Here is a 23113-nt window from a genome sequence, read left to right on the forward strand (position 1 = left end):
CGCGGGGCGGAAACCGCCCGATCGACGGCGGGCGGTGCGGTCGGGTCGTGGGCCAGGTGTGGTCATCCGATCGCCGATGGCAAGATCAGGTCATGGGATTGAACATAGTTGTCGGTGCCCTCGTCGATACCGAGGACGACGACTACACCGAGATGGTCCGCGCCGACTTCGTCGCGATCGGCGAGCTACTGGAGCGTGCGGGAGCGCGACAGTGGACTGAGCCCGACCTGGATGAGGAGGAAGGCGCGAAGTTCGAGGCATGGGGCCACTCGGGCTTGCACACCGTTCGCCGTCTCGCCGTCTCGCCGTCCACCTTGCAGCCAGCGGGCGCCTGCCCGAGCCGTTCGACAGGACCCAGCGGGCGACTGACGCCCCGCTCCTGAGCAAGGTGTACGAGGCTCTCCCGAGTGATCCTCCTGGACCGTTCGCCCATTTGGTCCATCATTCGGACTGCGAGGGCTACTACGTCCCCGTCGACTTCGCCCACGTCATCGTCGACAAAAAGGCACCGGGCGGCTACCTGGCCTCCTCGGTGCCACTGCTGGCGGAAACCCGTCGACTCGCTGAAGCCCTCGGCCTTCCAGAAGACCTCGACCCGGACTCGGAAGAGGTCTCCGACGCCGCCGAAGCCGAGAATCCGGCCGCCGAGGGGTGGCAGCGCTACCGCGTCGAGTCCTACGTCTGTCTTCAACTCCTCCACGCTGCAAAACTCTCGGTCTCGACCGGAGCGGCCATCGCCTTCACCTGAGAAGGCTGTCGGCAAACGATCGTTTGCCGACAGGCGGCCGACGCGTCCAATGAACCCGCGCAATCCGGGGGTCGCGGCGGCTCGAATCCAATCAGATCCGATGGCGATTGCTGACAGGGTTTGACGACAGATAGGGTCCGATCCTCCGTCCGGAAGGGGCCCCTCGGTGGCGAAGCTGGTCGACAAGCGGGTCTCGACCGACCAGCAGTCGACCGACCAGCAGAACCTCGTCCTTCACGAGCCGGAATCGAGGACCGGGTCCTCTTCGAGGAGGACCCGGGCACCTCCAGCCGCCTCCACCCCCTCCAGCGCCCGAAGTTCCGCGCGCACCGCATCCAACGACCACCCCCGACCGAAGGTCACGTATTCGAAACCAGAACTCCCGTCGCCCTGCCGCCCACCGCCTCCCCACGCCGCGCACCACAACTGCGAAGTTCACTCACGCACGCCAGAACACACCCAACCGCCGTCAAACGGCAGCAGCTCAAACCCCGGCCGGAGCCGCACGACAGGCCGGGAAGGCGGCGGACAGGCCTGCGCCTAGGACGCGGGCGGTCGTACGGTGACCTCGGCGCCCGGGTTGAACTTCTCCAGCAGTTCGGCGAGTTCGGCCGCCGCTGCCTGAACCTCGGCCACCGGCATCGGGAGCAGGCTCTCCAGCAGGAAGATGCCCGACGCGGTCTGCTCGGTGAGGCGGGTGCGCGGGCCCTGGCGCCAGTTCCAGCGGCGGCAGGTCACGCCGGCCTCGTCGCACCACACCACCTCGCCCGCGTCCGGGTGTTCGACGATCTCCTCGCCGCCCGCGACGGTCGCAAAGTCCTCCTCACCACTGGCACGCACCACGCGCATACCGCCCTCGATCCGGTCGAGGTCCTCGCCTCCGACGGGGATGAGACGGGCGACGCTGATGGCGTTGTAGAGGTCGACGAGCAGGTTGATGCGAGGCAGTCCGGCTCCGGTCAGCGCCCGCCGGGCCAGCGCCTCCGCCGAGTTGCGGGTACGGGACGGCTTGGAGCCGAACGCCGTGTACGTCTCGCGCCAGGCGGCCATGTGCGGGTCCTCGTGCGGGGCGCGCCCGTCCAGACGTGCCGCCAGGCGGCGTGCGGCGTCGTCGAGGAGCGCCGAGGAGGCCTCGGTGCTCGGTCCGCCCGCCAGCCCGTGGGCCTCGACGGCCACGTGGGTGAAGCCGGGCGCGAGTGCGCGCACCTCGTCGGACACGGTGAGCGTCAGTGCCATGTTCTCCCGCCTCGCGGTCAGAGTGCGGCAGGGAGCGTCTTCCACAGCCGCGGCCGGTCCGGAGCGGCCGTGAGGGCGGCCAGCACGGCCGGGTGCGGTTCAGCGTACAGTACCGGATAGTCCAGCTCGTTGGACTTCGGGTCCGGCACGAAGGCCAGGCGCTCACCGGCGAGGGAGAACCGGGCGTCGACGCCCGGCTTGTTGCCGCGCGGGTCCTGCCGGTGCCAGGCTCCGTTGAACCGGACGGCGACCAGTCCGTGCACCACGTGCCCGCCGCCCTCGTCGTGCGTCAGCCGCTGATAGCACAGCGCCGTCGGGATGTCCTCGGCCCGCAGCAGCGCCGCCAGGGCATGGGCCTTGGCGTAGCAGATGCCGGTGCGCAGCCGGAGGACGTCGGAGGCGCGCCAGGTGACGCGCGGGTCACCCGCGTCCTGCGAGTGCGGGATGCCGTCGCGCACGAACTCGTACGTGGACCGCGCATAGGCATACGAGTCCGCCACCCCTTCGGCGAGGCGGGCAGCCGTCTCGCGGACCATCGGGTGCTCATGGTCGATCACCTCGTCGGCGGCCAAATACGCAGACAGGTCGGGGGTGTTCTGGATCAGCTCCATGCCCGAAGAGCATAGGAACGCGACCACTCGAGCGTCAATGACTTTTCGAGTGATCGCATAACTATGCAGACCCGGCCGGCGTGCCGGGGCGAGGGTCTTTCGTTTGGATCAGGCCGGATCAGGGCCCGCGAGCCCGGCATGATCCAAACGAGAGGCCCTAGCGGGCCATCTCCTCCTTCAGCGCGGCCACGAACGTGTCCACGTCGTCCTCGGTGGTGTCGAAGGCGCACATCCAGCGCACGACGCCCTCCGCCTCGTCCCAGAAGTAGAAGCGGAACCGCCTCTGCAGGCGCTCGCTCACGTCGTGCGGGAGCTTGGCGAAGACGCCGTTGGCCTGCACCGGGTAGAGGATCTCCACGCCGTGCACGGCGCGCACGCCCTCCGCGAGCCGCTGGGCCATCTCGTTGGCGTGCCGGGCGTTGCGCAGCCACAGGTCCTTGGCGAGCAGCGCCTCCAACTGCACCGACACGAAACGCATCTTGGAGGCGAGCTGCATGCTCATCTTGCGGATGTGCTTCATCCGGCGGACGGCGTCCTGGTTGAGGACCACGACCGCCTCGCCGAACATCGCGCCGTTCTTCGTCCCGCCCAGGGAGAGGATGTCGACGCCGACGGCGTTGGTGAACGTCCGCATCGGCACGTTCAGGGAGGCGGCCGCGTTGGCGATGCGGGAGCCGTCCAGGTGCACCTTCATGCCCCGCGCGTGCGCGTGCTCGCAGATGGCGCGGATCTCCTCGGGCGTGTAGAGGGTGCCGAGTTCGGTGCTCTGGGTGATCGAGACGACCTGCGGCATCGCCCGGTGCTCATCCTCCCAGCCGTATGCCTGCCGGTCGATCAGCTCGGGGGTGAGCTTGCCGTCGGGCGTGGGCACAGTGAGCAGCTTCAGGCCGCCCATGCGCTCGGGGGCGCCACCCTCGTCGACGTTGATGTGCGCGCTCTCCGCGCAGATCACCGCGCCCCAGCGGTCGGTGACCGCCTGGAGCGCCACGACGTTCGCGCCGGTTCCGTTGAACACCGGGAACGCCTCCGCAGTGGCACCGAAGTGGCTGCGGACGATCCGCTGGAGGTTCTCGGTGTAGTCGTCCTCGCCGTACGCGACCTGGTGCCCGCCGTTGGCCATGGCCAGGGCGGCGAGCACCTCCGGGTGGACGCCGGCGTAGTTGTCGCTGGCGAACCCGCGGACCTCGGGGTCGTGATGGCGACGCGCGTCGGTCCTGGGAGGGTTCACGGCTTGTCGGTCAGCCACAGACGGTTTCCGTTCACTTCCGCGGCGGGCTTGCTCCACACGTCGACGATGGCCTCGGCCAGGTCCTTGACGTCCGTGAAGCCCGCGAACTTCGCGTTGGGGCGTTCGGCGCGCATCGCGTCGTGCACCAACGCCTTCACCACCAGGATCCCAGCCGCGGACGTCGGCCCTTCGGCGCCCTCGGCCTTTCCTGCCTTGCGGAAGTAGTCGGCCATGGCCAGCGTCCACGCCTCGGCGGCCGCCTTGGCGGCGGAGTACGCCGCGTTGCCCGCGGTGGGCTTGCTGGCGCCGGCCGCGCTGATCAGGAGGTACCGGCCGCGCTCGCTGCGCTGCAGCGCCTCGTGGAAGGCCAGGGAGGTGTGCTGCACGGTGCGGATGAGCAGCAGCTCCAGGAAGTCCCAGTCGTCCAGGCTGGTCTTGGTGAAGGTCTCGCTGCCGCGCCAGCCGCCCACGAGATGGACCAGGCCGTCGATCCGGCCGAAGTCCTTCTCGATGTGCGCGGCCCAGTCGCGGGTGGACTGGAGGTCGAGCAGGTCGACGGTGTCCCCGGTGACGCGGGCGCCGCCGGAGGCGTACCGGGCGGCGTCCACGGCCTGCGACAGCCGCTCCGGGTCGTTGTCCGCGCCGACGACGGTCGCCCCCGCCTCGGCGAGCCTGAGCAGCGCCGCCCGGCCGGCCGGTCCGCCCGCGCCGGCCACCGCGATCACCGCACCGCTGAGAGCCCCGTTGCCCACCATGTTCCTCGCCTCCTGCGCAGTGTTCTCGGATTCGCGGCCGCTCACGCGGCGACCCGCTCGGCGCTGTCCCCCGTGATGCCCCTGGTCGAGGCGATCACATTCTTCAGCTTCTTGGACAGTGCCTCGTAGAACATGCTGAGCGGAAACTCGTCCGGAAGCACGTCATCCACGAGCTTGCGCGGGGGCTGGGCCAGGTCCAGGGCCTCGGGACCCTTGGCCCACTTGGAGCCCGGGTGCGGAGCGAGGTAGGTGGAGACCAGTTCGTAGCCGGCGAACCAGTGGACCAGCTTGGGGCGGTCGATGCCGTCGCGGTAGAGCTTCTCGATCTCGGCGCACAGCTGGTTGGTGACCTGCGGGGCGCGCTCCCAGTCGATGGTCAGCTTGTTGTCGGTCCAGCGCACCACGTCGTGCTTGTGCAGGTAGGCGAAGAGCAGCTGCCCGCCGAGGCCGTCGTAGTTGCGCACGCGCTCGCCGGTGACCGGGAAGCGGAACATGCGGTCGAACAGCACCGCGTACTGCACGTCACGGGCCTGCGCGACACCGTCGGCCTGGAGCTTCACGGCCTCCTTGAAGGCGGTGAGGTCGCAGCGCAGCTCCTCCAGGCCGTACATCCAGAACGGCTGGCGCTGCTTGATCATGAACGGGTCGAACGGCAGGTCGCCGTGGCTGTGGGTGCGGTCGTGGACCATGTCCCACAGCACGAAGGCCTCCTCGCTGCGCTTCTGGTCGTGGACCATGGCGGCGATGTCCTCGGGCAGTTCGAGGCCCAGGAGGTCGACGGCGGCGGCGGTGACGCGGCGGAAGCGGGCGGCCTCGCGGTCGCAGAAGATGCCGCCCCAGGAGAACCGTTCCGGCGCCTCGCGCACGGCGATGGTCTCCGGGAAGAGGACGGCGGAGTTGGTGTCGTAGCCGCCCGTGAAGTCCTCGAAGGTGATGCCGCAGAACAGCGGGTTGTCGTAGCGGTTGCGCTCCAGTTCGGCCAGCCACTCCGGCCAGACCATGCGCAGCACGACCGCCTCGAGGTTGCGGTCCGGGTTGCCGTTCTGCGTGTACATGGGGAAGACGACCAGGTACTGGAGGCCGTCCGCGCGGTTCGCGGCGGGCTGGAAGGCCAGCAGGGAGTCCAGGAAGTCCGGCACCTCGAAGCCGCCTTCGGCCCAGCGGCGCAGATCCCGCACGAGCGCCTCGTGGTAGGCGGCGTCGTGCGGCAGCAGCGGGGACAGCTCCTCGACGGCGTCGATCACACGGCGTACGGCGGCGTCGGCGTCCGCGCGGCCGGGGGCGCCGTCGGCCGTGAAGTCGATCGAGCCGTCCTTCGACTGCCATGGCCGGATTCGCTCCACGGCATCCTTGAGCACGGGCCACGCCGGGTGCTCAACCACCCTGACCACCGGAGGAACCTTCTCCTCCGCACCCACCTGCACAAGAATTTCCGTCATGTCTCATCCTCCACGGGACAACCTCGCGTAAGGAGACCGTATACATACAGGGTTTCTCCCAGCAAGGGGACCCTCGGGAAATTATTCTGCGCGCGGCCATGGTCACCGGCTATTTTCCTGCCGTACACCCGGACGGGGCCAGACTCGATGGGCCGGTCGGGTGACGGACGCCACGTCTCTCCAGGGGCGGTTTCCGGCCATGGGCGACCGTGTGAAGGCCTCACGGTCCGGCGGTCAATGCACGGAGGACTCGCCCAAGCCGGAGTGACCGCCGCGACGGATCCGGCCCCATCCTGCGGGCCGTCACCCCACTGCGGCGTGTACGCGGGGGTTCAACCAGCGTGTGGGCCATTAGGCTGCGTCACTACCGCGCGGACGACGAGGTCCGTTCGCTCCGCGCCGCGCAGAGCCGCCGTCGACGGAAGCGAGTTGAACTTTGAACTTCCTTACCATCGGTCACCGCGGAGTCATGGGAGTCGAGCCCGAGAACACCCTCCGTTCCTTCGTCGCCGCCCAGCAGGCCGGCCTGGACGTCATCGAACTCGATCTGCACCTGAGCAAGGACGGCGCCCTCGTCGTCATGCACGACGACAAGGTGGACCGCACCACCGACGGCAGCGGCGCGATCGCCGACAAGACACTCGCCGAGCTGCGCTCCCTGGACGTCGGCCGCGGCGAGCGGATCCCGGTCTTCGAAGAGGTCCTCGACGCGGTGCGGGCGCCGCTCCAGGCCGAGATCAAGGACGTGGCCGCGGCCCGCGCGCTGGCCGAGATCCTGCACGAGCGGGACCTGGTCTCCCGCGTGGAGGTGTCCTCGTTCCACGACGAGGCGATCGCCGAGGTCGCCCGACTCGTGCCGGGGGTGCGCACCGCGCTCGTGGCCAGCCGCTACGGCGCCGAGGTCGTCGAACGCGCCACCGCCGCCGGCGCCGCGACCGTCTGCCTCAACATCCGCCGGCTCACCCTCGAGATCGTCGAGCACGCGCGCAAGGCGGACCTGAGGATCATCGGCTGGGTCGTCAACACCCTGGACCATCTGCGCCTGGTCCGCGCCCTGGAGCTGGACGGGGCGACCACCGACTACCCGGAGATCAAGCTCACGGGCCGCTTCACCGCCTGACCCCCTGGCCGAGGACGCCTAGACGAGTTCCTTGACCAGCAGCTCGAACTCCAGGTCGTCGCGCTGCGGAATGCCGAACCGCTCGTCGCCGTACGGGAAGGGGGTCGTCCTTCCCGTACGGCGGTAGCCGCGGCGCTCGTACCAGGCGATCAGGTCCTCGCGCACGGAGATCACGGTCATGTGCATCTCCCTGGCGCCCCAGTCCTCCCGGGCCTGGCGCTCGGCCTCCGCGATGACCACCTTGCCCAGGCCCGCGCCCTGAAGTGCGGGGCTGACCGCGAACATGCCGAAGTAGGCGTGGTCCCCCTGGTGCTCCAGTTGGCAGCAGGCGACCACGCGGCCGTCCCGCTCGACCGTCAGCAGCCTGCTACCGGGCGACTTGATCACCTCCAGCACGCCCTCGGGGTCCGTCCGCTGCCCCTGGAGGATGTCCGCCTCGGTGGTCCAGCCGGCCCGGCTGGAGTCCCCGCGGTACGCCGACTCGATCAGGCGCACCAGCGTGTCGGCATCGGCGTCGCGGGCGTCACGGAAGGTCAGTCCGCTGGCGGCGGTCTTCATGGGGGCGAGCCTTTCGATTCGGGCGCTGTCGGGCAGGAATGAGCGCCATCCTGCCACTAGGGTCCGGGTGCATGGTGCACGTACTCAGCAGCCGGACACTGGTCCGGCCCAGGGACCCCGAGCGCTCCCGTGTCTTCTACGGCGAGCGGCTCGGCCTCGCCGTCTACCGCGAGTTCGGCGCGGGGCCGGAGCGGGGCACCGTCTACTTCCTCGGTGGCGGCTTCCTGGAGCTCTCCGGGCGCTCCGACGGCCCGCCGTCCCCCTCCGTGCGGCTGTGGCTCCAGGTCGAGGACGTGGCGGCGGCCCACGAGGAGCTGCGGGCGAAGGGCGTCGAGATCACGCGTGAACCGGTGCGCGAGCCGTGGGGTCTGATCGAGATGTGGATCGCCGATCCGGACGGCACGCCCATCGTCCTCGTCGAGGTGCCGGCGGAGCACCCGCTGCGCTACCGGGCGGGGATCTGAGCCGAATCCGGGCGCGGGCGGGCGCGGCGGCTCCCGCTGGCCCGCGTCGGCGGCCGGGGCTAGCGTGCTGGTGAGTGGGGGTGAGCCTTCCCGGAGGAGTGCCATGGAGTTCGACAAGCCTGTGGTCGGCGGACCCTGCTGGGCGGAGCTGGGCACCAGCGATCTGGAGGCCGCCACACGGTTCTACACGGAGGTGTTCGGCTGGCGCATGCGGAGCGACCCCCGGCTGGTCTCGGGTGACTACACCCTCGCTCACCTCGGGGACGCGCCGGTCGCCGCGATCACGCCCCTGTACCAGAGGTCGCAGCCGGTCGCGTGGAACGTCTCGTTCGCCGTCGCCGACGCTGACGCCGCGGCGAACAAGGTGGTGGAGGCCGGCGGGACGGTGATCCACGGCCCGCGGGACATCTACGACGAGGGCCGCTTCACCGTCGCACTCGACCCGTCGGGCGCGGCCTTCCAGATGTGGCAGGCGCGGGAGTTCTCCGGTGCCGGGGTGTTCAACCGGCCCGGCTCGCTCGGCTGGGTGGAACTCGTCACCCGCAACCCCAAGCGGGCCAGGGACTTCTACACGAGCGTGTTCGGCTGGAGCGTCAACGCCTCGGAGTGGTACACGCAGTGGGGTCTGCACGGCGAGGACTTCGGCGGCGTGACGGCGATGCACGACCGCTTCCCGGCCGACGTGCCGCCGCACTGGCTGCCGTACTTCGCGGTCGAGGACGTCGACGCGACCACGGACATCGCCGTACGGGCCGGCGCCAAGGCCCTGCTGGAGCCCACCTCGCTCCCGGAGGACGGCCCCCGCATCGCGGTCCTGCGGGACCCCCAGGGCGCGACCTTCGGCATCTACCGGTCCGCCCAGGAGAGCTGAGATCCGTCCAGGAAGGCCGAGGGTCCGCCCAGGAGAGACGAGACCCCGGGGCGGACCTCCGGCTCAGAGGCGCAGGGCGCCCGGGCGGCCCTCCAGCCGGCCGAGCAGCTCGCCCAGGAGCGCGGCCAGGCCGTCCCGTTCCCGGCTGGCCAGGCCGGACAGGACAGCCCGTTCGTAGGCGAGTTGTTCCGGCAGGATGCCGTCGACGAGGTCCCGTCCGGCGTCCGTGAGGCGCACGTGGGCGACCCGGCGGTCGCGGGTGTCGCCGCGGCGCTCCACCAGTCCGCGTTCGGTCAGCTGCTTCAGGCGTTTGGTGACGGCGGCTCCCGAGGAGAACGTCTCGCGGGTCAGTTCGCTCGGGGTGAGCTCGTCCCCGGTCCGCCGCAGCGCCCCGAGCAGGTCGAACTCGGGCCGGCTCAGACCCGCCCGGCGCAGCGGCGCGTCCTCGGCCTGCTGGAGGAGGGCGGCGCAGCGGTTGATCCGGCCGATGATCTCCATCGGCGCGGTGTCCAGGTCGGGGTGGACGGCCCGCCACTGGCGGACCACGCCGGCGACGGTGTCGTCGCCCGGCTCGGTCCCCGTGGGCCGGGTCCGCTCGTGCGCCGCGTCCCCGGTCGCCGCCTCCTCGTGGGGCGGCCGTCCGTTCCTCGCCGTCATGGCCGTACGTCCTCCGTCGTCTCGCCCGTGCTCGCCGGGGCGTGCAGGCCCTGGCGTCGTACCGTCGCGGCGAGCGTACGGTGTGCGGACTGCTCGGTGAGCACGACCCGCTCCTGGGGCAGGGCGCGTTGCCACCACTCGCCGGACGCGGCGTCGACGGTGGCGCGCAGGTCGGCCACCGCGGCGGCCAGGCTCCGGCGGGCGGACTCCAGGGCGGCGGGCGCGGGCCGCTCCTCGGCGAGCAGGCGGGCGGCCCCTTCGCGGGCCCGGTCGACGGCGGCCAGGGCGTGCTCGATGCGGTCGCCGGCCCGGCGGTTGGTGACGGCGACGGCGGCCACGAAGCCGACCAGTGCGCCGACCAGGGTGTCCACGGCCCGCTCGGTGATCAGCTCGCTCGGCTCGTGGTACCCGGCGAACTCGATGATGAGCAGCGCCAGCGGGGTCACGCAGATGCTGCCGAGCCAGTAGTTGCGGCCCATCAGCGCCTCGGCGCCGGAGTTGAAGGCCATGCAGAGCAGGACGAGGGCCAGGTCACTGGCGTGCGCGAGCGGGGCGACGGCGGCGAAGACGAGGACGCCGACGAGGTTGCCGACGACGCGCTGAATGCCCCGCTTCCAGGTCAGGGTCACGTTGGCCTGGTACAGGGAGGCGGCGGTGACCAGGGCCCAGTAGGGGCGGCCGACGCCGAGTGCGAGGGAGGCGTAGCCGGCGAGGGCGCAGCCCAGCGCGGTGCGCACCACGATCGGGGTGAGCGGGCCGAGCCGGGTCCACCAGGGCCGGTGGGGGGCGGTGGTCTCGGCGTCCACGCCGAGCAGTTCCTCGGTGTCCGCCGCCGTCTCGCCGACCTCGGGGATCGGCCCGGTCCCGCGCAGTCGGCGGGCCCAGGTGCGCAGCCTCTCGGGGTCCGTGTCCGCCGGGGCGGCGAGCGCGACCTCGGCGCGCACGACGAGGCGTTCCAAGGCGCGCCGGGGAGCGGTGCGGGCGCCGGTGGACAGCAGCGTCTGCCAGGCGGCCTGGACGGCGGCGGCCGCGGCGGCGCGGGTCCGGGCGTGGCCTTCGCCGGTGCCGCCGGTGGCCGCGTGGGCGGCGGCCGCGTTCAGTGCCTGTGCGGTGGCGCGGCGCTCCGGGCCGTGCGGGCGCAGCAGCCCGGGAGCCATGCCGACCAGCCAGGCCCAGGCCGCCGCGGCGAGGGCCAGCGCCAGGTGGGCCGGGATCTGGCCGAGGGTCTGCGGGGCGAACAGGGAGGCGGAGCTGATGAAGGTGAGGACGACGTTGCCGGGCGGTCCGATGCGGGTGGCGTCGCAGAGCGCCTTCTGCACGGCGGCCATCAGGGCGCCGATGGTGACCAGGACGACCGGGTCGGTGGTGAGCGAGGCGGTGACCAGGGCGATGGCGAGGCCGCCGATCATGCCGAGGACCACCCAGGCCAGTGCGCGGGCCCTGGCTGCGTAGGGGCGGTTGTGCGCGTACAGGGCGCACAGCGAGCCCGCCATCGTGTACATGGCCAGGTCGAGCCGGCCGAGGACGAGCAGGATGAGGTTGGGCACGGCGACCGAGACGAGGACGCTCAGGGCGGGCTTGAACCAGATGTCCGAGGGGCGGCCGAGCCGCAGCACGCCGGCGAGCGGAAGATGCCGGGCGATCCGGCTGGGGGCGGGGGGCACACTGCTCATGCCGACAAGCTTAACAGGTGTTTTACTCGTGAAACATATTGCTCGGTCGCACCGCCCCTGGCTCGTGACGTGCCGTGACGTACCGTGCTTCCCCGAACGCGCCCCGTTTACCCCCTTGCGCTCGTGTGCGCACCGCGTGCCCCGGGCATCGCTTGACCGACCGGCCGTCCGGCGGCGGCCGTGATCCGTCGAACGGGGAGGTGGGGGGTGCACGGATCGACTTCGCCCGGCTGGCTGCTGGTCGCGCTGTGCGCGGCGACCGGGGTGTACTGCCTGCTGCGGATGCGCAGCACCGTCGAGGACCAGCGCCGTGCCGCGGGCGGCGAGGCGGTCATGGGCTTCGGCATGGCCGCCATGGCCGTCCCGGCGGCGGTGTTCACACCACCGGTGTGGGCCTGGTCTGCCTATGGGGCGGTCTTCGGCGCGACCGCGCTGCACTCGCTGTGGTCGGAGCGGACGAGCCCGCACCATCTGCACCACCTGGTGGGTGCGGCGGCCATGGTCTACATGTGCGTGGTGATGGCCGTCTCGCCCGGCTCCCATCACCACGGCGGGACGGGAGTGCCGCCGCTCACCGGCGCGCTGCTGCTGTACTTCGCCGGATACGTCCTGCTGTCCGGCGTCCGGCTGGTCCCCGCCGGGGCGGTGGCGGGGAGCGGCGCGCGCGGCGCCACGGGGTGGGGCGACCGGCCGGAGCTGGCGCAGGCGTGCCGGCTGTCGATGGGGATCGCGATGGTGGCGATGCTGCTGACCATTTGACTGCCCCCTCCCTGAGGGAGGGGATTCCTGGCTCAGGCCGCCTCCTGGAGCAGCGCTCCAGGAGGTCTTGTGCCCTCGACACCAGCCGGGTCCAGACCTGCCCGGACGAGCATCACGCGGGCAGAGTTCTTGTCCCTGGGACAGACGGCTCCGCACCCGGTGCAGGTATAGGTGCGTTCCGACAGCGGCAGTGCGTGCTTGGTTCTCGCTCCGCACGATCCGCAGTCCATGGTGGTGTGCACGGGATGCACCAGGCGTACGTCCCGCGCGTGTTTGCGGCCCATCTCGATCAGGGCCTGCTTGGTGGCGCCGATCGCGGCGTCGGCCGCCTTGCGGGCCATCGACGTCCGGGCGAGGAACTTGGGCCGGAAGTCCTCCACCGCGATCACGTCATGGTCGCGCACGACCTTCTTCGCCCACTTGCGGGCGGTGTCCTGGCGCTGGCGGGCGATCTTCGCGTAGGCCTTCGCCCGCCACCTCTTCGCCTCCCGATATCCCTTCGACGCGGCCTGCCCCTTCTTCGGCCTGCGGCGGGCCATCATCCGGTCGTAACGGGACAGCTCGGCCTGGGACCTCTGGCCGTGCTGGGCGTGGGGGAGGTCGTGGGCGTAGGAGGTGGTGGTGGCTTTCTCCTTGACGCCCCAGTCGATTCCGATCACCGCACCGGTCGAAGGCAGCGGCTCCAGCAGGGCGGGGACGACGAACGAGGCGTACCAGTGGCCGACGTGGTCGCGGTGGACGCGCACCGAGGAGGGTTCGGCCGGGAGAGGACGGGACCACACCACCGTCAGGACGATCCCGCCCGCCAAGTGCAGCCGCCCGTCCTTGAGCCGGAAGCCGTGCCGCGTGTAGTTCAGCGTCGGATCGGCCTCGTGCTTCTTCTTGTGCCGCGGCATTCCGGCCCGCCGCGTCAGCCGGTCCTTGAGGTCCTCCAGGGCTTTCGCGCCGGATGCGGCGAAGTCGCGGATGATCTGCTGCTGCGGCACCGAGGCACCCGCGGCCGGCCACGGCGTCACCGCGCGGGCCTGGGTCAGCATCCGGTCCAGCCGGGCCGGACCGCACGGCTCGCCTTCGGCGTGTGCCTTCCGACCGCCCCCACTCCCCCTCCAGCGCAGTACGGGCCGTGGCCGACACCCGCAGCCGGTACGTGTACCGGGCATGTCCGCCCCCGTCGGCCTCCCGCACCCCCGCCACACCCACCCCCCGGCACTTGTCCCGATCACCCGGCACCCACCATGCGACCGTACGCACGACACCCGAACGCCCGCACCCCTCTTCCGTGCGATCACCCCGATCAGCGAACACCAGTGCACGTGTTCGCGTTCATCCTGCTCCGCCGGGCAGGCTGCCAGGGCGCTCCGCGCCCCGGAACCCGGATGCGGCGGCGCTCCGCGACGCCGACAGGATGCGGTACCTACCCGGCGTGAACGCCGGGCCCTCCTAGCAAGAGAGCAGGTGACCGGTGACCATGTGACCGGCAGGACGGCGAGATCGGACCAGAGATCCGCCGGGACGGCGAGAGCGGCGCTGTGATCCGCCGGGACGGCGAGGTCGGCTCCAGGGCGCCGTGGCCTGCGTCACTTTGCCGCGGAGCCGTACCCGTGGGACTGTCGCCCGCTCATAGGGTGGCTCGCATGATGGTCCCCGCGGTCCTGCTGCTGCTCGGCGCCCTGACCGCCGTCGCCGCCCCTCGGCTGCTCGCCCGGGCCGACTGGCCGGACCGCGAACCGGTGCTCGCGCTGTGGGTGTGGCAGTGCGTGGTCGCCGCGGTCCTGTTGTGCTGCGCGCTGTCGATGACGCTCAGCGCCGCGGCCGCCTGGCAGGCGGTGCGCGGCCATGTGTTCGCCCCGGCTCCGCGTTCGGTGGTGGAGGCGTACGCGCTCGGCACGGCCGACGCCTGGGCGCCGACGACCGCGGTGGCGCTCGCGTGCGGCGGAGCGTGGAGCGCGGCCATGCTGCTCCGCGAGGTGGTACGGGCCCGGGCGCGACGCAGGCTGCGCCGCGCCGAACTCCTCGTCCGCGCCCCGCTGCTGCCCGGCGAGGAGTCCGGCACCGACCGGCTCGTGGTGCTGGAGGGCGAGCAGCCGGACGCCTGGTGGCTGCCCGGCCCGTCGCCCCGACTGGTCATCACCACGGCCGCGTTGCGCAAGCTGAAGGGGCGGCAGCTGGACGCCGTCCTCGCGCACGAGCAGGGCCACGCGCGAGCCCGGCACGACTGGCTGCTGCACTGCTCCGCGGCGCTCGCCGGCGGCTTTCCGCAGGTGCCGGTGTTCGCCGCGTTCCGCGACGAGATGCACCGCCTGGTCGAACTCGCCGCCGACGACATGGCCTCACGCCGCTTCGGCCGCCTGACGACCGCCCTCGCCCTGGTCGGACTCAACGAGCACCGCGGCGTGTTCGGCCCCTGCCCCGCCGCCCAAGCGCACGTCCCTCAGCGCGTGCACCGCCTCCTCACTCCCCCGAACCGCCTCCCTGCTGCCCGCAGACTGCGCCTGACGGCGGTCGCCTCCCTCGTCCCGGTGATACCGGTCCTGGTGGCGGTGATACCCGGATTGAGGGCGCTGGGCTAGGAACGGCGGCAACGGTCCGTGACCGGTGTCCGGTGATCGGTGGCCGGGATGTACGCGGTTGGGCCATCATCGGCCCATGACTGCCGTGCTCTTCGACTTCTCCGGGACCCTCTTCCGCATCGAGTCCTGCGAGTCCTGGCTGAGAGCCGTCCTGGACGAGGCTGAACTCAACCTTGATAAAGCGAGTTGGTCCGGACGGCACAGGCACTGGAGGAGGCCGGGGCGCTGCCGGGCGGGGCGCCACCGACGCGGCTGCCCGACGAGGCGGCCGGGCTGTGGGAGATCCGGGACCGCAGCGCCGAACTGCACCGGTCCGCCTACACCACCCTGTCCCGCCAAGTGCCGCTGCCGGACCCGGCGTTGCACGATGCGCTGTACGAGCGGCACATGACACCCGCGGCCTGGGCCCCCTACCCGGACGCGGCCGAGGTGCTGCGGACGCTGCACGAGCGCGGGGTCGGCGTGGGCGTGGTGAGCAACATCGGCTGGGACCTGCGCCCGGTGTTCCGTGCCCACGGCCTCGACGCGTACGTGGACGCCTACGTGCTGTCGTACGAGCACGGCGTCCAGAAGCCGGACCCGCGCCTGTTCGCTCTCGCCTGCGCGGCGCTCGGCGCCGACCCGAAGGACGTACTGATGGTCGGCGACAGCCGCCACGCGGGCGGCGGCGCGGCCGCCCTGGGCTGCGGCGTGCACTTCGTGGACCACCTGCCGGTCACTCGGCGGCCGGACGCGCTGCTGCCGGTCCTCGGCCTGCTCGATCCGACGGACTGAGCCGCCACCGCACGGCCGCGCCGCCGGCACGCCCACCCGGCCCCGGCGGCAGCCCCTTGACGGCACCGAGTACGCAAAAGTCCGCCCGCCTCGGACGATCCCCCGTTTCGCCCGAGACGGACGGCAGCACGACGGGCCCCTGCCGGGGCCGGTCCGCTCGCGCTGAGTATAGTTGGCTGACAGCCAGTCAACGCAGGAGTCACAGCATGTCCCCGCGAAGCGCCTCGGTCAATGAAGAGTTGCGACGGCGTTCCCGGGAGCGGCTCCTCCAGGCGGCGGTCGAGCTGGTCGGCGAGCACGGGTACGACGCGACGACGCTCGGCGCCATCGCCGACCGCGCGGGGTCGGCACGCGGACTGGTCTCCTACTACTTCCCCGGCAAGCGCCAGCTGGTGCAGTCCGCCGTGCACCGGCTGATGCACCGCACACTCCAGGAGGCACTGGAACGCGAGCCGCACACCGAGGACGGTCGGGAGCGGCTGGCGCGGGCCGTCGACGCGATCCTGGGTCTTGCCCGGGACCGGCCGGTGCTGATGCGCCAGCACATGGCGGGGATCCTGCACGAGGAGGGCTTCGTGCAGTGCCCGGAGCAGCAGCGCCTCTCCGAGCTGCTGCGGGACACGGTGGCCCGGCGCGGTTCGCAGGACGTCGACGCCGACTACCCGATGCTGCGCGCCCTGCTCATGGGCGCCGTCTACGCCGCGCTGGTGCCCGGGGCGCCGATGCCGGTGCCGGTGCTGCGGGCCGAGCTGTTCGAGCGCTACCGGCTCGACTGGGACATGGGAGCGCCGCCGGAGGCGCAGCCGCCCGGCAGCTCCTGCGACACGGACCTGTCCCGCTTCTTCGCGACCGGCGGGATCCCGGCGCCCCCGCCGGAGCGGTAGACCGGCGGCCGGCGTAAGGATCCGGGCCGCGACACGCGGGCGGTCCCGCGCGGCCTCCCCCGGCGGTCCGCTTGGTGCCATGCTGGAGCCATCAGCGATCTCCTGCGGTCCATGTGCGATCCATCGGGGTAAGGAGTTCCGCCGTGCTGCGTGTCGCCGTCATCGGCTCGGGGCCGAGCGGGTGCTACACCGCTCAGGGCCTGGTCCAGCAGGACCCCTCGGTGCGCGTCGACGTCCTCGACCGTCTGCCGTGCCCGTACGGGCTCGTGCGCTACGGCGTGGCGCCGGACCACGAGAAGATCAAGTCCCTGCAGAACAACCTGCGGACGGTCCTGGAGCACGAGCGGGTCCGGTTCCTGGGCGGCGTCCAGGTCGGCGGCCCCGGCGGACTGCCCGCCGCGCGGCTGCGCGAGCTGTACCACGCGGTGGTGTACTGCGTGGGCGCCGCCACCGACCGCCGTCTGCACATCCCGGGCGAGGACCTGCCGGGCAGCTGGTCGGCGACCGAGTTCGTCTCCTGGTACAGCGCCCACCCCGACTCCGTGGACAGCGGTTTCGTGCGGGGCGCGCGGTCGGCCGTCGTCGTCGGCGTGGGCAACGTCGCCGTGGACGTCACGCGCATCCTGGCACGCGGCGCGACCGAGCTGAGCCCCACCGACATGCCCGAGGCCGCGCTCGCCGCGCTCACCGCGAGCCGGGTGACCGAGATCCACATGGTGGGCCGGCGCGGCCCGTCGCAGGCCCGCTTCACGACCAAGGAGCTGCGCGAGCTGGGCGCCCTGCCGGACACCGACGTCGTCGTCGACCCGGAGGAGCTGGCGCTGGACCCGGCCTGGGCCGACCCCTCGGCGCTGCCGGCCGCCCAGCGCCGCAACATCGAGGTCCTGCGCGGCTGGGCCGCGACGCCGCCGAAGGGCGGCAGCCGCCGGATCCGGCTGCGCTTCTTCCTGCGCCCCGTCGAACTGCTCGCCGACGACGGCCGCGTGGGCACGGTGCGGCTGGAGCGCACGGCGCCCGACGGGCACGGCGGCGTCGTCGGGACGGGTCGGTACGAGGACATCGCGGCCCAGCTGGTGCTGCGGTCGGTGGGCTACCGCGGAGTGCCGCTGGACGGGCTGCCGTTCGACGCGGGCACCGGCACGGTGCCGCACCGGGACGGGCGCGTGCTGCGCGACGGTGCCGTCGCGCCGGGCGAGTACGTGGCCGGCTGGATCAAGCGGGGTCCCACGGGCGTCATCGGCACCAACCGGCCGTGCGCGAAGGAGACGGTGGCCTCGCTGCTCCAGGACGCGCCCGGGCTCGTGGGCAGGCAGGTGCCGGACGACAGCCTCCCGGTGCTGCGGGCCGAGGGTGTCGAGCCCGTGCGGTGGGCGGGCTGGCAGGCCATCGAGCGGGCCGAGGCGGAACTCGGCGTCTCCCTGGGGCGCAGCGTGGTCAAGCTGCCGGACTGGGAGTCCCTGCGGTCGGCGGCCGGCACCGCGGTCTCCCAGGCCTAGGGCCCTTCGTTTGGATCATGCCCGGGCCCGCGAGCCCGGAATGATCCAAAAGAGAGGTCCCAAGACAGCGGGATCGCCCTGGCACATGCCCGCGGGAATCCATGAACCGGTCCGGTCCCGCCAGACTCTGGCGGGACCGGACCTCTGGTCATCCTCCGGCCGTCAGCTCTCGGACGACCGCGGGACCGCTCTCCGGCAGCAGCCGTACGACGGTCTCCTCCAGTTGGGGCAGGACCCGCTGACCGGCCAGGGCCAGGGTGATCGCCGCGCCGACGCCGGCCCAGGCCACCGGACCGAGCGGGGTGCAGCCCAGGGCCCGGCTGACGCCGGGGGTCTGGATCAGTGCGGCCAGGGTGAGGGCGGAGCCCAGGGACGTCACCCGGACCAGCGTGCTGCCCCGGCGGTCGAGCAGGGTCTGGACCAGCTGGGTTCCGACCACACCGCACAGGGCCATCGTGCTGGAGCGGCGGGCGGTGCCCGGTGTCCAGCGGCCGATCATCCAGGCCGTGACCGCGCCCAGACAGGTGGTCAGGGCACGGTGGCGGATCTGCCGGATCAGTCCCTCGCCCAGGACGGAGCCCGCCGCGTCCTCCGGAGTCGCCGACCGCGCCTGCTCGGGGTCCTCCTTCGGGGTCACCGCGACGGCCATCGCCGGGAAGAGGTCCGTGAACAGGTTCACCATGAGCATCTGCCGGGTGGACAGCGGCGCGGTGCCCGACAGCAGCGTGCCGAACAGACCGAAGCCGATCTCGCCCGCGTTGCCGCCGATCAGGATGGCGATGGCGTCGGCGACGCTGTGCCACAGGGCGCGGCCCTCGCCGATCGCGTCGATCAGGACCGTCAGGTCGTCGTCGGTCAGGACGATGTCGGCGGCGTTGCGCGCGGCCGCGGAACCGCGGGCGTTGATGCCCACGCCGATGTCGGCGGCGCGGATCGCCGCGGCGTCGTTGGCGCCGTCCCCGACCATGCCGACCACCCGGCCGGCATCCCGCAGGGCCTCGACGACCTGGAGCTTCTGCTCGGGCGCCACCCGGGCGACCACGCCGGCGTCGCGCAGCATCCGGGCGCGGGCCGTCCTGTCCGCGGCGGCGAGTTCGTCCCCGGTGACCACGGTGGTGTCCTTGGGCCAGCCCAGCTCGGTGGCGATGGCCCGGGCGGTCTGCGGGTGGTCGCCGGTGAGCATGACCGGCCGTACGCCCTCTTCGTACAGCCCGCTCACGAGCGCCATGGACGTGTCGCGCGGCACGTCCGACAGCGCCAGCAGCCCGATGAACTCCAGGCCCTCAAGCGTCCGCTCGAGTGCGTCCTCCTCGCTCTCGTGCTCGTCGAGCCGCCGCTGCGCCACCGCCAGCACCCGCAGTCCGTCGCCGGCCAGGGCGTGCGAGGTGTCGATCGCGTGGGCCGGGAGGGCGGGGCAGGCGGGCAGCACCGTCTCGGGGGCGCCCTTGACGACCAGCAGGCGGGGGCCGTTCGCGACCCGGCCGACGGCGGCCGCGTATCCGCGTGCCGCCTCGAAGCCGAGGTCCTCCAGCTCGGCCCAGTCCGGGTCGGGACCGGCCGCGTCGAGGACGGCCTCGTCGGTGGCGTGCACCGGCCGGTCCGAGTCGCCGTTGAGACGCGGGCAGGCCCGCGCCGCGGACCGCAGTGTCCGTGCGGAGGCCTCGTCGCCCACCACGTGGACCTCACCGTCGGCGTCGGACGCCCGCACCACGCGCAGCCGGTTCTCGGTGAGAGTGCCGGTCTTGTCGAAGCAGATGGTGTCCATCCGGCCCAGCGCCTCCAGCGCGCGCGGGGTGCGGACCAGGACGCCGTCGCGGCTGAGCCGCCGGGCCGCCGCCAGCTGCGCCACAGTGGCGACCAGGGGCAGGCCCTCCGGGACGGCGGCCACGGCGACGGCCACACCGCCGCTGACCGCCTCTCGGACGGAGGTGCCGCGCAGCAGCGCGATACCGGTCAGCGCGGCTCCGCCCGCCAGCGTCAACGGGAGTGCCTTGCGGGTGAGTTCCTGGAGCCTGGCCTGCACGCCCGCGGACGGGGGCGTGCGGGCGGCGAGGTGCACGGCGCGGGCGGCCTCGGTGCTCTCGCCGGTGTCGACCACGACGGCCCGGGCCTGCCCGGCCACCACGGTGGTGCCCTCGAAGACCATGCAGCTGCGGTCCGCGACCGCGGCGTGCGGGGTCGGGTCGGTCTGCTTCTCCACCGGAAGGGACTCCCCGGTCAGCGCGGACTCGTCGACCTCCAGGCCGTCCTCCCACAGCAGCCGGGCGTCGGCAGGCACCACCTCGTCGCCCTTCAGCTCGATCACGTCGCCCGGCTTGAGCTTCCCGGCGTCGACCGTGACGGTGGCGCCGGCCGGGGCCTGCGCGTCCGGGGGCGCGATGCGTGCCTTGCGCTTCTGCTCGGCGATCAGGCCGGACAGGGCACGCTCTGCGCGCAGCCGCTGGAAGCCGCCGACCAGGGCGTTCAGGTCGAGGGCGCCGATCACGAGGAGGGCGTCCACCACGGAGCCGAGGATCGCCGAGGCCGCCGAGCCGACGGCCAGGACCGGGGTGAGGGGGTCCCGCAGTTCGCCGCGCACGGCCTGCCCCAGCTCGTACGTCCAGCGGACCGGGGCGAGGACGGGGTTCCGGACGATGGCGGCGACCGCCTTACGGGCCTGGACGGCGAGCCACTCGAACGGGGTGAGCCGGCCCTCCGCTTCCTGCTCCAGCCGTTCCTGGGCCTCCTTCGCGTCGAGTTCGTGCCAGTGCACGCGCGGTCGCGGGTGCGGGGCGTGCGCCGCCGCCACGGCGAAGGCGGCGCGCGTCCCGGACAGCAGGGCGGCGGCCGCGGCGGCGTCGACCGGTGCGTGCCGCAACCCGGGCAGGATGGCACGGCGGCCGCGGCCGCGCTTGGACTCGCCGATGGCCACGAGCAGCCCGGACAGCGCGGCACCGGACCGGGCCAGGGTCTGCGCCCGGTGGCCGGTCGTCCTGGCCATCGGGACGGCCGTCAGCACCCGCCACACGTCGGACAGTCCGTGCAGGGCGAGGAGGTCCGCGCCCCAGACGACGGCGGCGTCGCCGTCCACGAGGGCGACGGCGAGGTCGCTGCCGCGCAGTCCGGCCAGGACGTCGTGGTCGTCGGCGGAGCGCATCCGGGCGACGGTGAGCACCGTGCCCTCCTCGCCGCGCAGCCCGTACACCACGTCGTCCAGGGGCCGCCGGGCGTCCACGACCTGGTCGGCGAGGCCGGTCAGGTCCTCCAGGGCCGGATCGTCCACCAGGACCACCCGCAGTCCGGCCCGGCGTGCCGCGTCCAGGACCGGTTCGGCCCACGGGTCCGCCTCCCCCTCCTCGGTGCGCAGGGCGCTCGAGTGCAGGACGACGGTGCCCGCCATCTCCAGTTGCCGCAGCCGTTCCGGGGCCCGGACCAGCACGCCGGTCCGGGCGAGCAGGGTGCCGAGCACGGCGTGGAAGACGGCGGGTCCGTAACGCGCGGCCTTGGGAGAACCGGCGAGCACCGCCTCGGCCGCCTCGGCCCCGTTGCGCTTGACCAGCATGGTCAGCGCCGCGCCCACCAGACTGCCGGCGGAGGCGTGGTTGGCGTACTCCTGGGCCGGTGTGATGCGCAGCGGCGGGCGCGGGGTGTCGTCCGCGGCGACGCTGACGCGGCCGGGTGCGCACAGCTGGTCGTGGAACGCGTCGAAGGCGGCCGTGCGGGCCACCGTGTCGGCCAGTTGGGAGGCGCGCAGCGCTCCGTCCAGGACCAGCGCGGTGGGGGTCTGGCCGCTGCCGTGGGCGGCCGCGTTCGCGCAGGCGAGCAGGAGGTCCATACGGGACCTGCCCATCCGGGAGCCCAGGGCGGCACGAAAGCGTGGATTCTCCCGCAGCAGCGTCACCACGGCGGTCACCATGCGCGGCGAGGGCGGCAGGCGCAACGCGTAGGAGGTCAGTGCGACGCCAACGCCCACCACGTCGGCGGCGAACGTGGCCGCGGCCGCCCGCACCCCGGCCGGGTCCCCCGGATGTGTGATCTCGTCCGGATCGTCGCCGTCCAGAACGAGCCCGTGCCGGGTCGCGAGGTCGGCCGCCTGGTCCACGACCTCGTCGGCGACCTCCTCCTCCGTCACGGCGACGACCAGCCGTCCGAGACCCTCGTCCCAGCACGCGAAGAGCACGTCGGGCCGCTCGGCGAGTGTCGCGGCGATGTGCCGGGCCAGATGTTCCTTCCCGCCCGCGCGCAGCACCCTCTCCGGGTCCAGGGAGCGCAGTGACAGATGCGCCCGGGTGCCGGACCGCCAGTGGTGGTCCGTGCCGGGCAGGGCGTTGCGGGCGACACGCACGACCCGCGTGGCGGCGTCGACGCCGCGTACGCCGGCCCGTGCCGTTCCGGCCACCGCTCCCGCGGCGGCCCCGACCGCAGGGGCGGCCGTCCGGGTGACCAGCCGGGCAGCGGCCGACGGCGCAGTCAGCAGTCCTAGCACCATGGCGCGTCCTCAGAGGGAGGTGCGGTCGGGCCGCGCCGTCGGGCCGAGGGGTCCGGCGGCCGATGCCTGCCCCTTCGAGGACTTGCCTCGGCCGGCCCCTGACGCCTTGGTCTTCGCCGGTTCGTCGGGCCCGGTGTCCGCGTCCGGCGCGGACGCCTGCTTCTTGATGCCGGTACCGGCGCCCTGCTCGGTCTCCCGGGCAGCCGTGCCGCGCTTCTTCCCGGGCTTGCGGGCCGCAGTGGTGGCCGGTGGCAGCTCCGGTGCCTGTGTCTGCTCCTCCTCGGCGGCGGGCCGCTCGGGGCGGGGCTGGGTGAGCCAGACCACGGCCGCGCCGGTGAGCGCCACCGGCCACTCCACCACTCCGGCGACACCGAGCACTCCGGCTCCCGTGTACACCGCGAGCCGCCGCCCGCGCGGCGAGACCGCGCCGACCTTGTCCAGCGTCCCCTGCGCGGCCCGGCCCACCGCCTCGGCGCCGGGCACCTTTCGCAGCACCGAGGCCGCACCGTGCAGCGGCGCCGCAAGGGCAGACGACGACTTCCGCTCAGCCATGACTCTCCTCGCATGGGGGTGAGATCGACTCCTTGTGGCCACCGGGTGCCCACAACCGTGCTGGTCACCCCGTCTCTCCCAGACAACGCCACCGCTCTCGTCCGCGCCACCGGGCTCCGCCATCCACCACGTTCCGCATTGCGGCCGAAACGCCGACCCGAACCCTGCCCGCAGCACCGGCGGGATGCCGATCGGAGACGGCCCGCCCCCGCGCCGGAACCAGCGGAACCGCTCGGGAAAAGGGCACCCG

19 protein-coding genes and 2 pseudogenes are annotated in these 23113 nt (G+C 72.7%); 10 read left to right on the forward strand and 11 right to left on the reverse strand.

The genetic code is table 11. From position 1 onward, the window contains the following. The first annotated feature begins 92 nt into the window (after positions 1-92). The gene (locus tag ACIQFZ_RS26590; protein WP_402692313.1) at positions 93-383 is read left to right on the forward strand and encodes a hypothetical protein; all 291 of its coding nucleotides are present in this window, start codon (positions 93-95) and stop codon (positions 381-383) included. A 50-nt stretch (positions 384-433) separates the two neighbouring features. Next, entirely contained in the window at positions 434-748 is a 315-nt protein-coding gene (locus ACIQFZ_RS26595) for a hypothetical protein (RefSeq protein ID WP_365431682.1), read from the forward strand. 540 nt (positions 749-1288) lie between these two features. Here ACIQFZ_RS26595 and ACIQFZ_RS26600 read toward each other — a convergent pair. From ACIQFZ_RS26600 to ACIQFZ_RS26620, 5 genes are all read right to left on the reverse strand, one after another. After that, the gene (locus ACIQFZ_RS26600) at positions 1289-1984 is read right to left on the reverse strand and encodes a B3/4 domain-containing protein (RefSeq protein ID WP_402692314.1); all 696 of its coding nucleotides are present in this window, start codon (positions 1982-1984) and stop codon (positions 1289-1291) included. Positions 1985-2001: 17 nt separating this feature from the next. Then, positions 2002-2595, reverse strand: coding sequence for a transglutaminase domain-containing protein (locus tag ACIQFZ_RS26605; RefSeq protein ID WP_402692315.1), 594 nt, complete (start codon positions 2593-2595; stop codon positions 2002-2004). Positions 2596-2752: 157 nt separating this feature from the next. Then, entirely contained in the window at positions 2753-3823 is a 1071-nt protein-coding gene (locus ACIQFZ_RS26610; RefSeq protein ID WP_376654015.1) for a threonine aldolase family protein, read from the reverse strand. Further along, the gene (locus ACIQFZ_RS26615) at positions 3820-4578 is read right to left on the reverse strand and encodes an SDR family NAD(P)-dependent oxidoreductase (protein WP_376608673.1); all 759 of its coding nucleotides are present in this window, start codon (positions 4576-4578) and stop codon (positions 3820-3822) included. The genes ACIQFZ_RS26610 and ACIQFZ_RS26615 overlap by 4 nt, the downstream gene beginning before the upstream one ends. A 41-nt stretch (positions 4579-4619) precedes the next feature. Then, positions 4620-6017: a DUF6421 family protein gene (locus tag ACIQFZ_RS26620; RefSeq protein WP_402692316.1), complete on the reverse strand. Its 1398-nt coding sequence runs from the start codon at positions 6015-6017 to the stop codon at positions 4620-4622. 436 nt (positions 6018-6453) lie between these two features. Between ACIQFZ_RS26620 and ACIQFZ_RS26625 the strand changes: the two genes are divergently transcribed. Further along, positions 6454-7137 carry a glycerophosphodiester phosphodiesterase gene (locus ACIQFZ_RS26625; RefSeq protein WP_402692317.1) on the forward strand — a complete coding sequence of 228 codons (684 nt, stop codon included), beginning with the start codon at positions 6454-6456 and terminating at the stop codon, positions 7135-7137. An 18-nt stretch (positions 7138-7155) separates the two neighbouring features. On the opposite strand, the gene ACIQFZ_RS26630 is transcribed toward ACIQFZ_RS26625, so the two are convergent. Then, entirely contained in the window at positions 7156-7695 is a 540-nt protein-coding gene (locus tag ACIQFZ_RS26630; RefSeq protein ID WP_365433292.1) for a GNAT family N-acetyltransferase, read from the reverse strand. 71 nt (positions 7696-7766) lie between these two features. On the opposite strand from ACIQFZ_RS26630, the gene ACIQFZ_RS26635 reads away from it, so the two are divergent. Continuing rightward, complete coding sequence (locus ACIQFZ_RS26635) at positions 7767-8159, forward strand: VOC family protein (RefSeq protein ID WP_376552656.1); 393 nt, start codon at positions 7767-7769, stop codon at positions 8157-8159. Between the two features lie 103 nt (positions 8160-8262). Next, positions 8263-9030: a VOC family protein gene (locus tag ACIQFZ_RS26640; protein ID WP_361419268.1), complete on the forward strand. Its 768-nt coding sequence runs from the start codon at positions 8263-8265 to the stop codon at positions 9028-9030. A 63-nt stretch (positions 9031-9093) separates the two neighbouring features. Here ACIQFZ_RS26640 and ACIQFZ_RS26645 read toward each other — a convergent pair whose 3' ends face one another. Beyond that, a complete protein-coding gene (locus ACIQFZ_RS26645; protein WP_365778012.1) occupies positions 9094-9687 on the reverse strand; it encodes a MarR family transcriptional regulator in 594 nt (197 codons plus the stop codon). After that, positions 9684-11360, reverse strand: coding sequence for an FUSC family protein (locus ACIQFZ_RS26650; RefSeq protein ID WP_365436538.1), 1677 nt, complete (start codon positions 11358-11360; stop codon positions 9684-9686). The genes ACIQFZ_RS26645 and ACIQFZ_RS26650 overlap by 4 nt, the downstream gene beginning before the upstream one ends. 207 nt (positions 11361-11567) lie before the next feature. Between ACIQFZ_RS26650 and ACIQFZ_RS26655 the strand changes: the two genes are divergently transcribed. Further along, entirely contained in the window at positions 11568-12119 is a 552-nt protein-coding gene (locus tag ACIQFZ_RS26655; RefSeq protein WP_402692318.1) for a DUF5134 domain-containing protein, read from the forward strand. A gap of 32 nt (positions 12120-12151) precedes the next feature. On the opposite strand, the pseudogene ACIQFZ_RS26660 reads toward ACIQFZ_RS26655, so the two are convergent. Then, a pseudogene (locus ACIQFZ_RS26660) lies at positions 12152-13313 on the reverse strand (RNA-guided endonuclease InsQ/TnpB family protein). Positions 13314-13753: 440 nt separating this feature from the next. On the opposite strand from ACIQFZ_RS26660, the gene ACIQFZ_RS26665 reads away from it, so the two are divergent. From ACIQFZ_RS26665 to ACIQFZ_RS26680, 4 genes and pseudogenes are all read left to right on the forward strand, one after another. Further along, positions 13754-14689: a M56 family metallopeptidase gene (locus ACIQFZ_RS26665; RefSeq protein ID WP_365778010.1), complete on the forward strand. Its 936-nt coding sequence runs from the start codon at positions 13754-13756 to the stop codon at positions 14687-14689. Between the two features lie 76 nt (positions 14690-14765). Further along, positions 14766-15463, forward strand: a pseudogene (locus ACIQFZ_RS26670) (HAD family hydrolase). A gap of 206 nt (positions 15464-15669) precedes the next feature. Next, the gene (locus ACIQFZ_RS26675) at positions 15670-16347 is read left to right on the forward strand and encodes a TetR/AcrR family transcriptional regulator (RefSeq protein ID WP_402692319.1); all 678 of its coding nucleotides are present in this window, start codon (positions 15670-15672) and stop codon (positions 16345-16347) included. Between the two features lie 143 nt (positions 16348-16490). After that, positions 16491-17843, forward strand: a complete 1353-nt coding sequence (locus ACIQFZ_RS26680) for an FAD-dependent oxidoreductase (RefSeq protein ID WP_365778008.1) — start codon at positions 16491-16493, stop codon at positions 17841-17843. 148 nt (positions 17844-17991) lie between these two features. Here ACIQFZ_RS26680 and ACIQFZ_RS26685 read toward each other — a convergent pair whose 3' ends face one another. Together ACIQFZ_RS26685 and ACIQFZ_RS26690 are read right to left on the reverse strand one after the other, a co-directional pair. Further along, positions 17992-22311: an HAD-IC family P-type ATPase gene (locus ACIQFZ_RS26685; RefSeq protein ID WP_402692320.1), complete on the reverse strand. Its 4320-nt coding sequence runs from the start codon at positions 22309-22311 to the stop codon at positions 17992-17994. 9 nt (positions 22312-22320) lie between these two features. After that, on the reverse strand, positions 22321-22863 hold the full coding sequence (locus ACIQFZ_RS26690) for a hypothetical protein (protein ID WP_365424473.1): 543 nt from the start codon (positions 22861-22863) through the stop codon (positions 22321-22323). Positions 22864-23113 lie beyond the last annotated feature (250 nt).

The organism is Streptomyces sp. NPDC093064 (genome assembly GCF_044754605.1).
GTDB lineage: Bacteria > Actinomycetota > Actinomycetes > Streptomycetales > Streptomycetaceae > Streptomyces.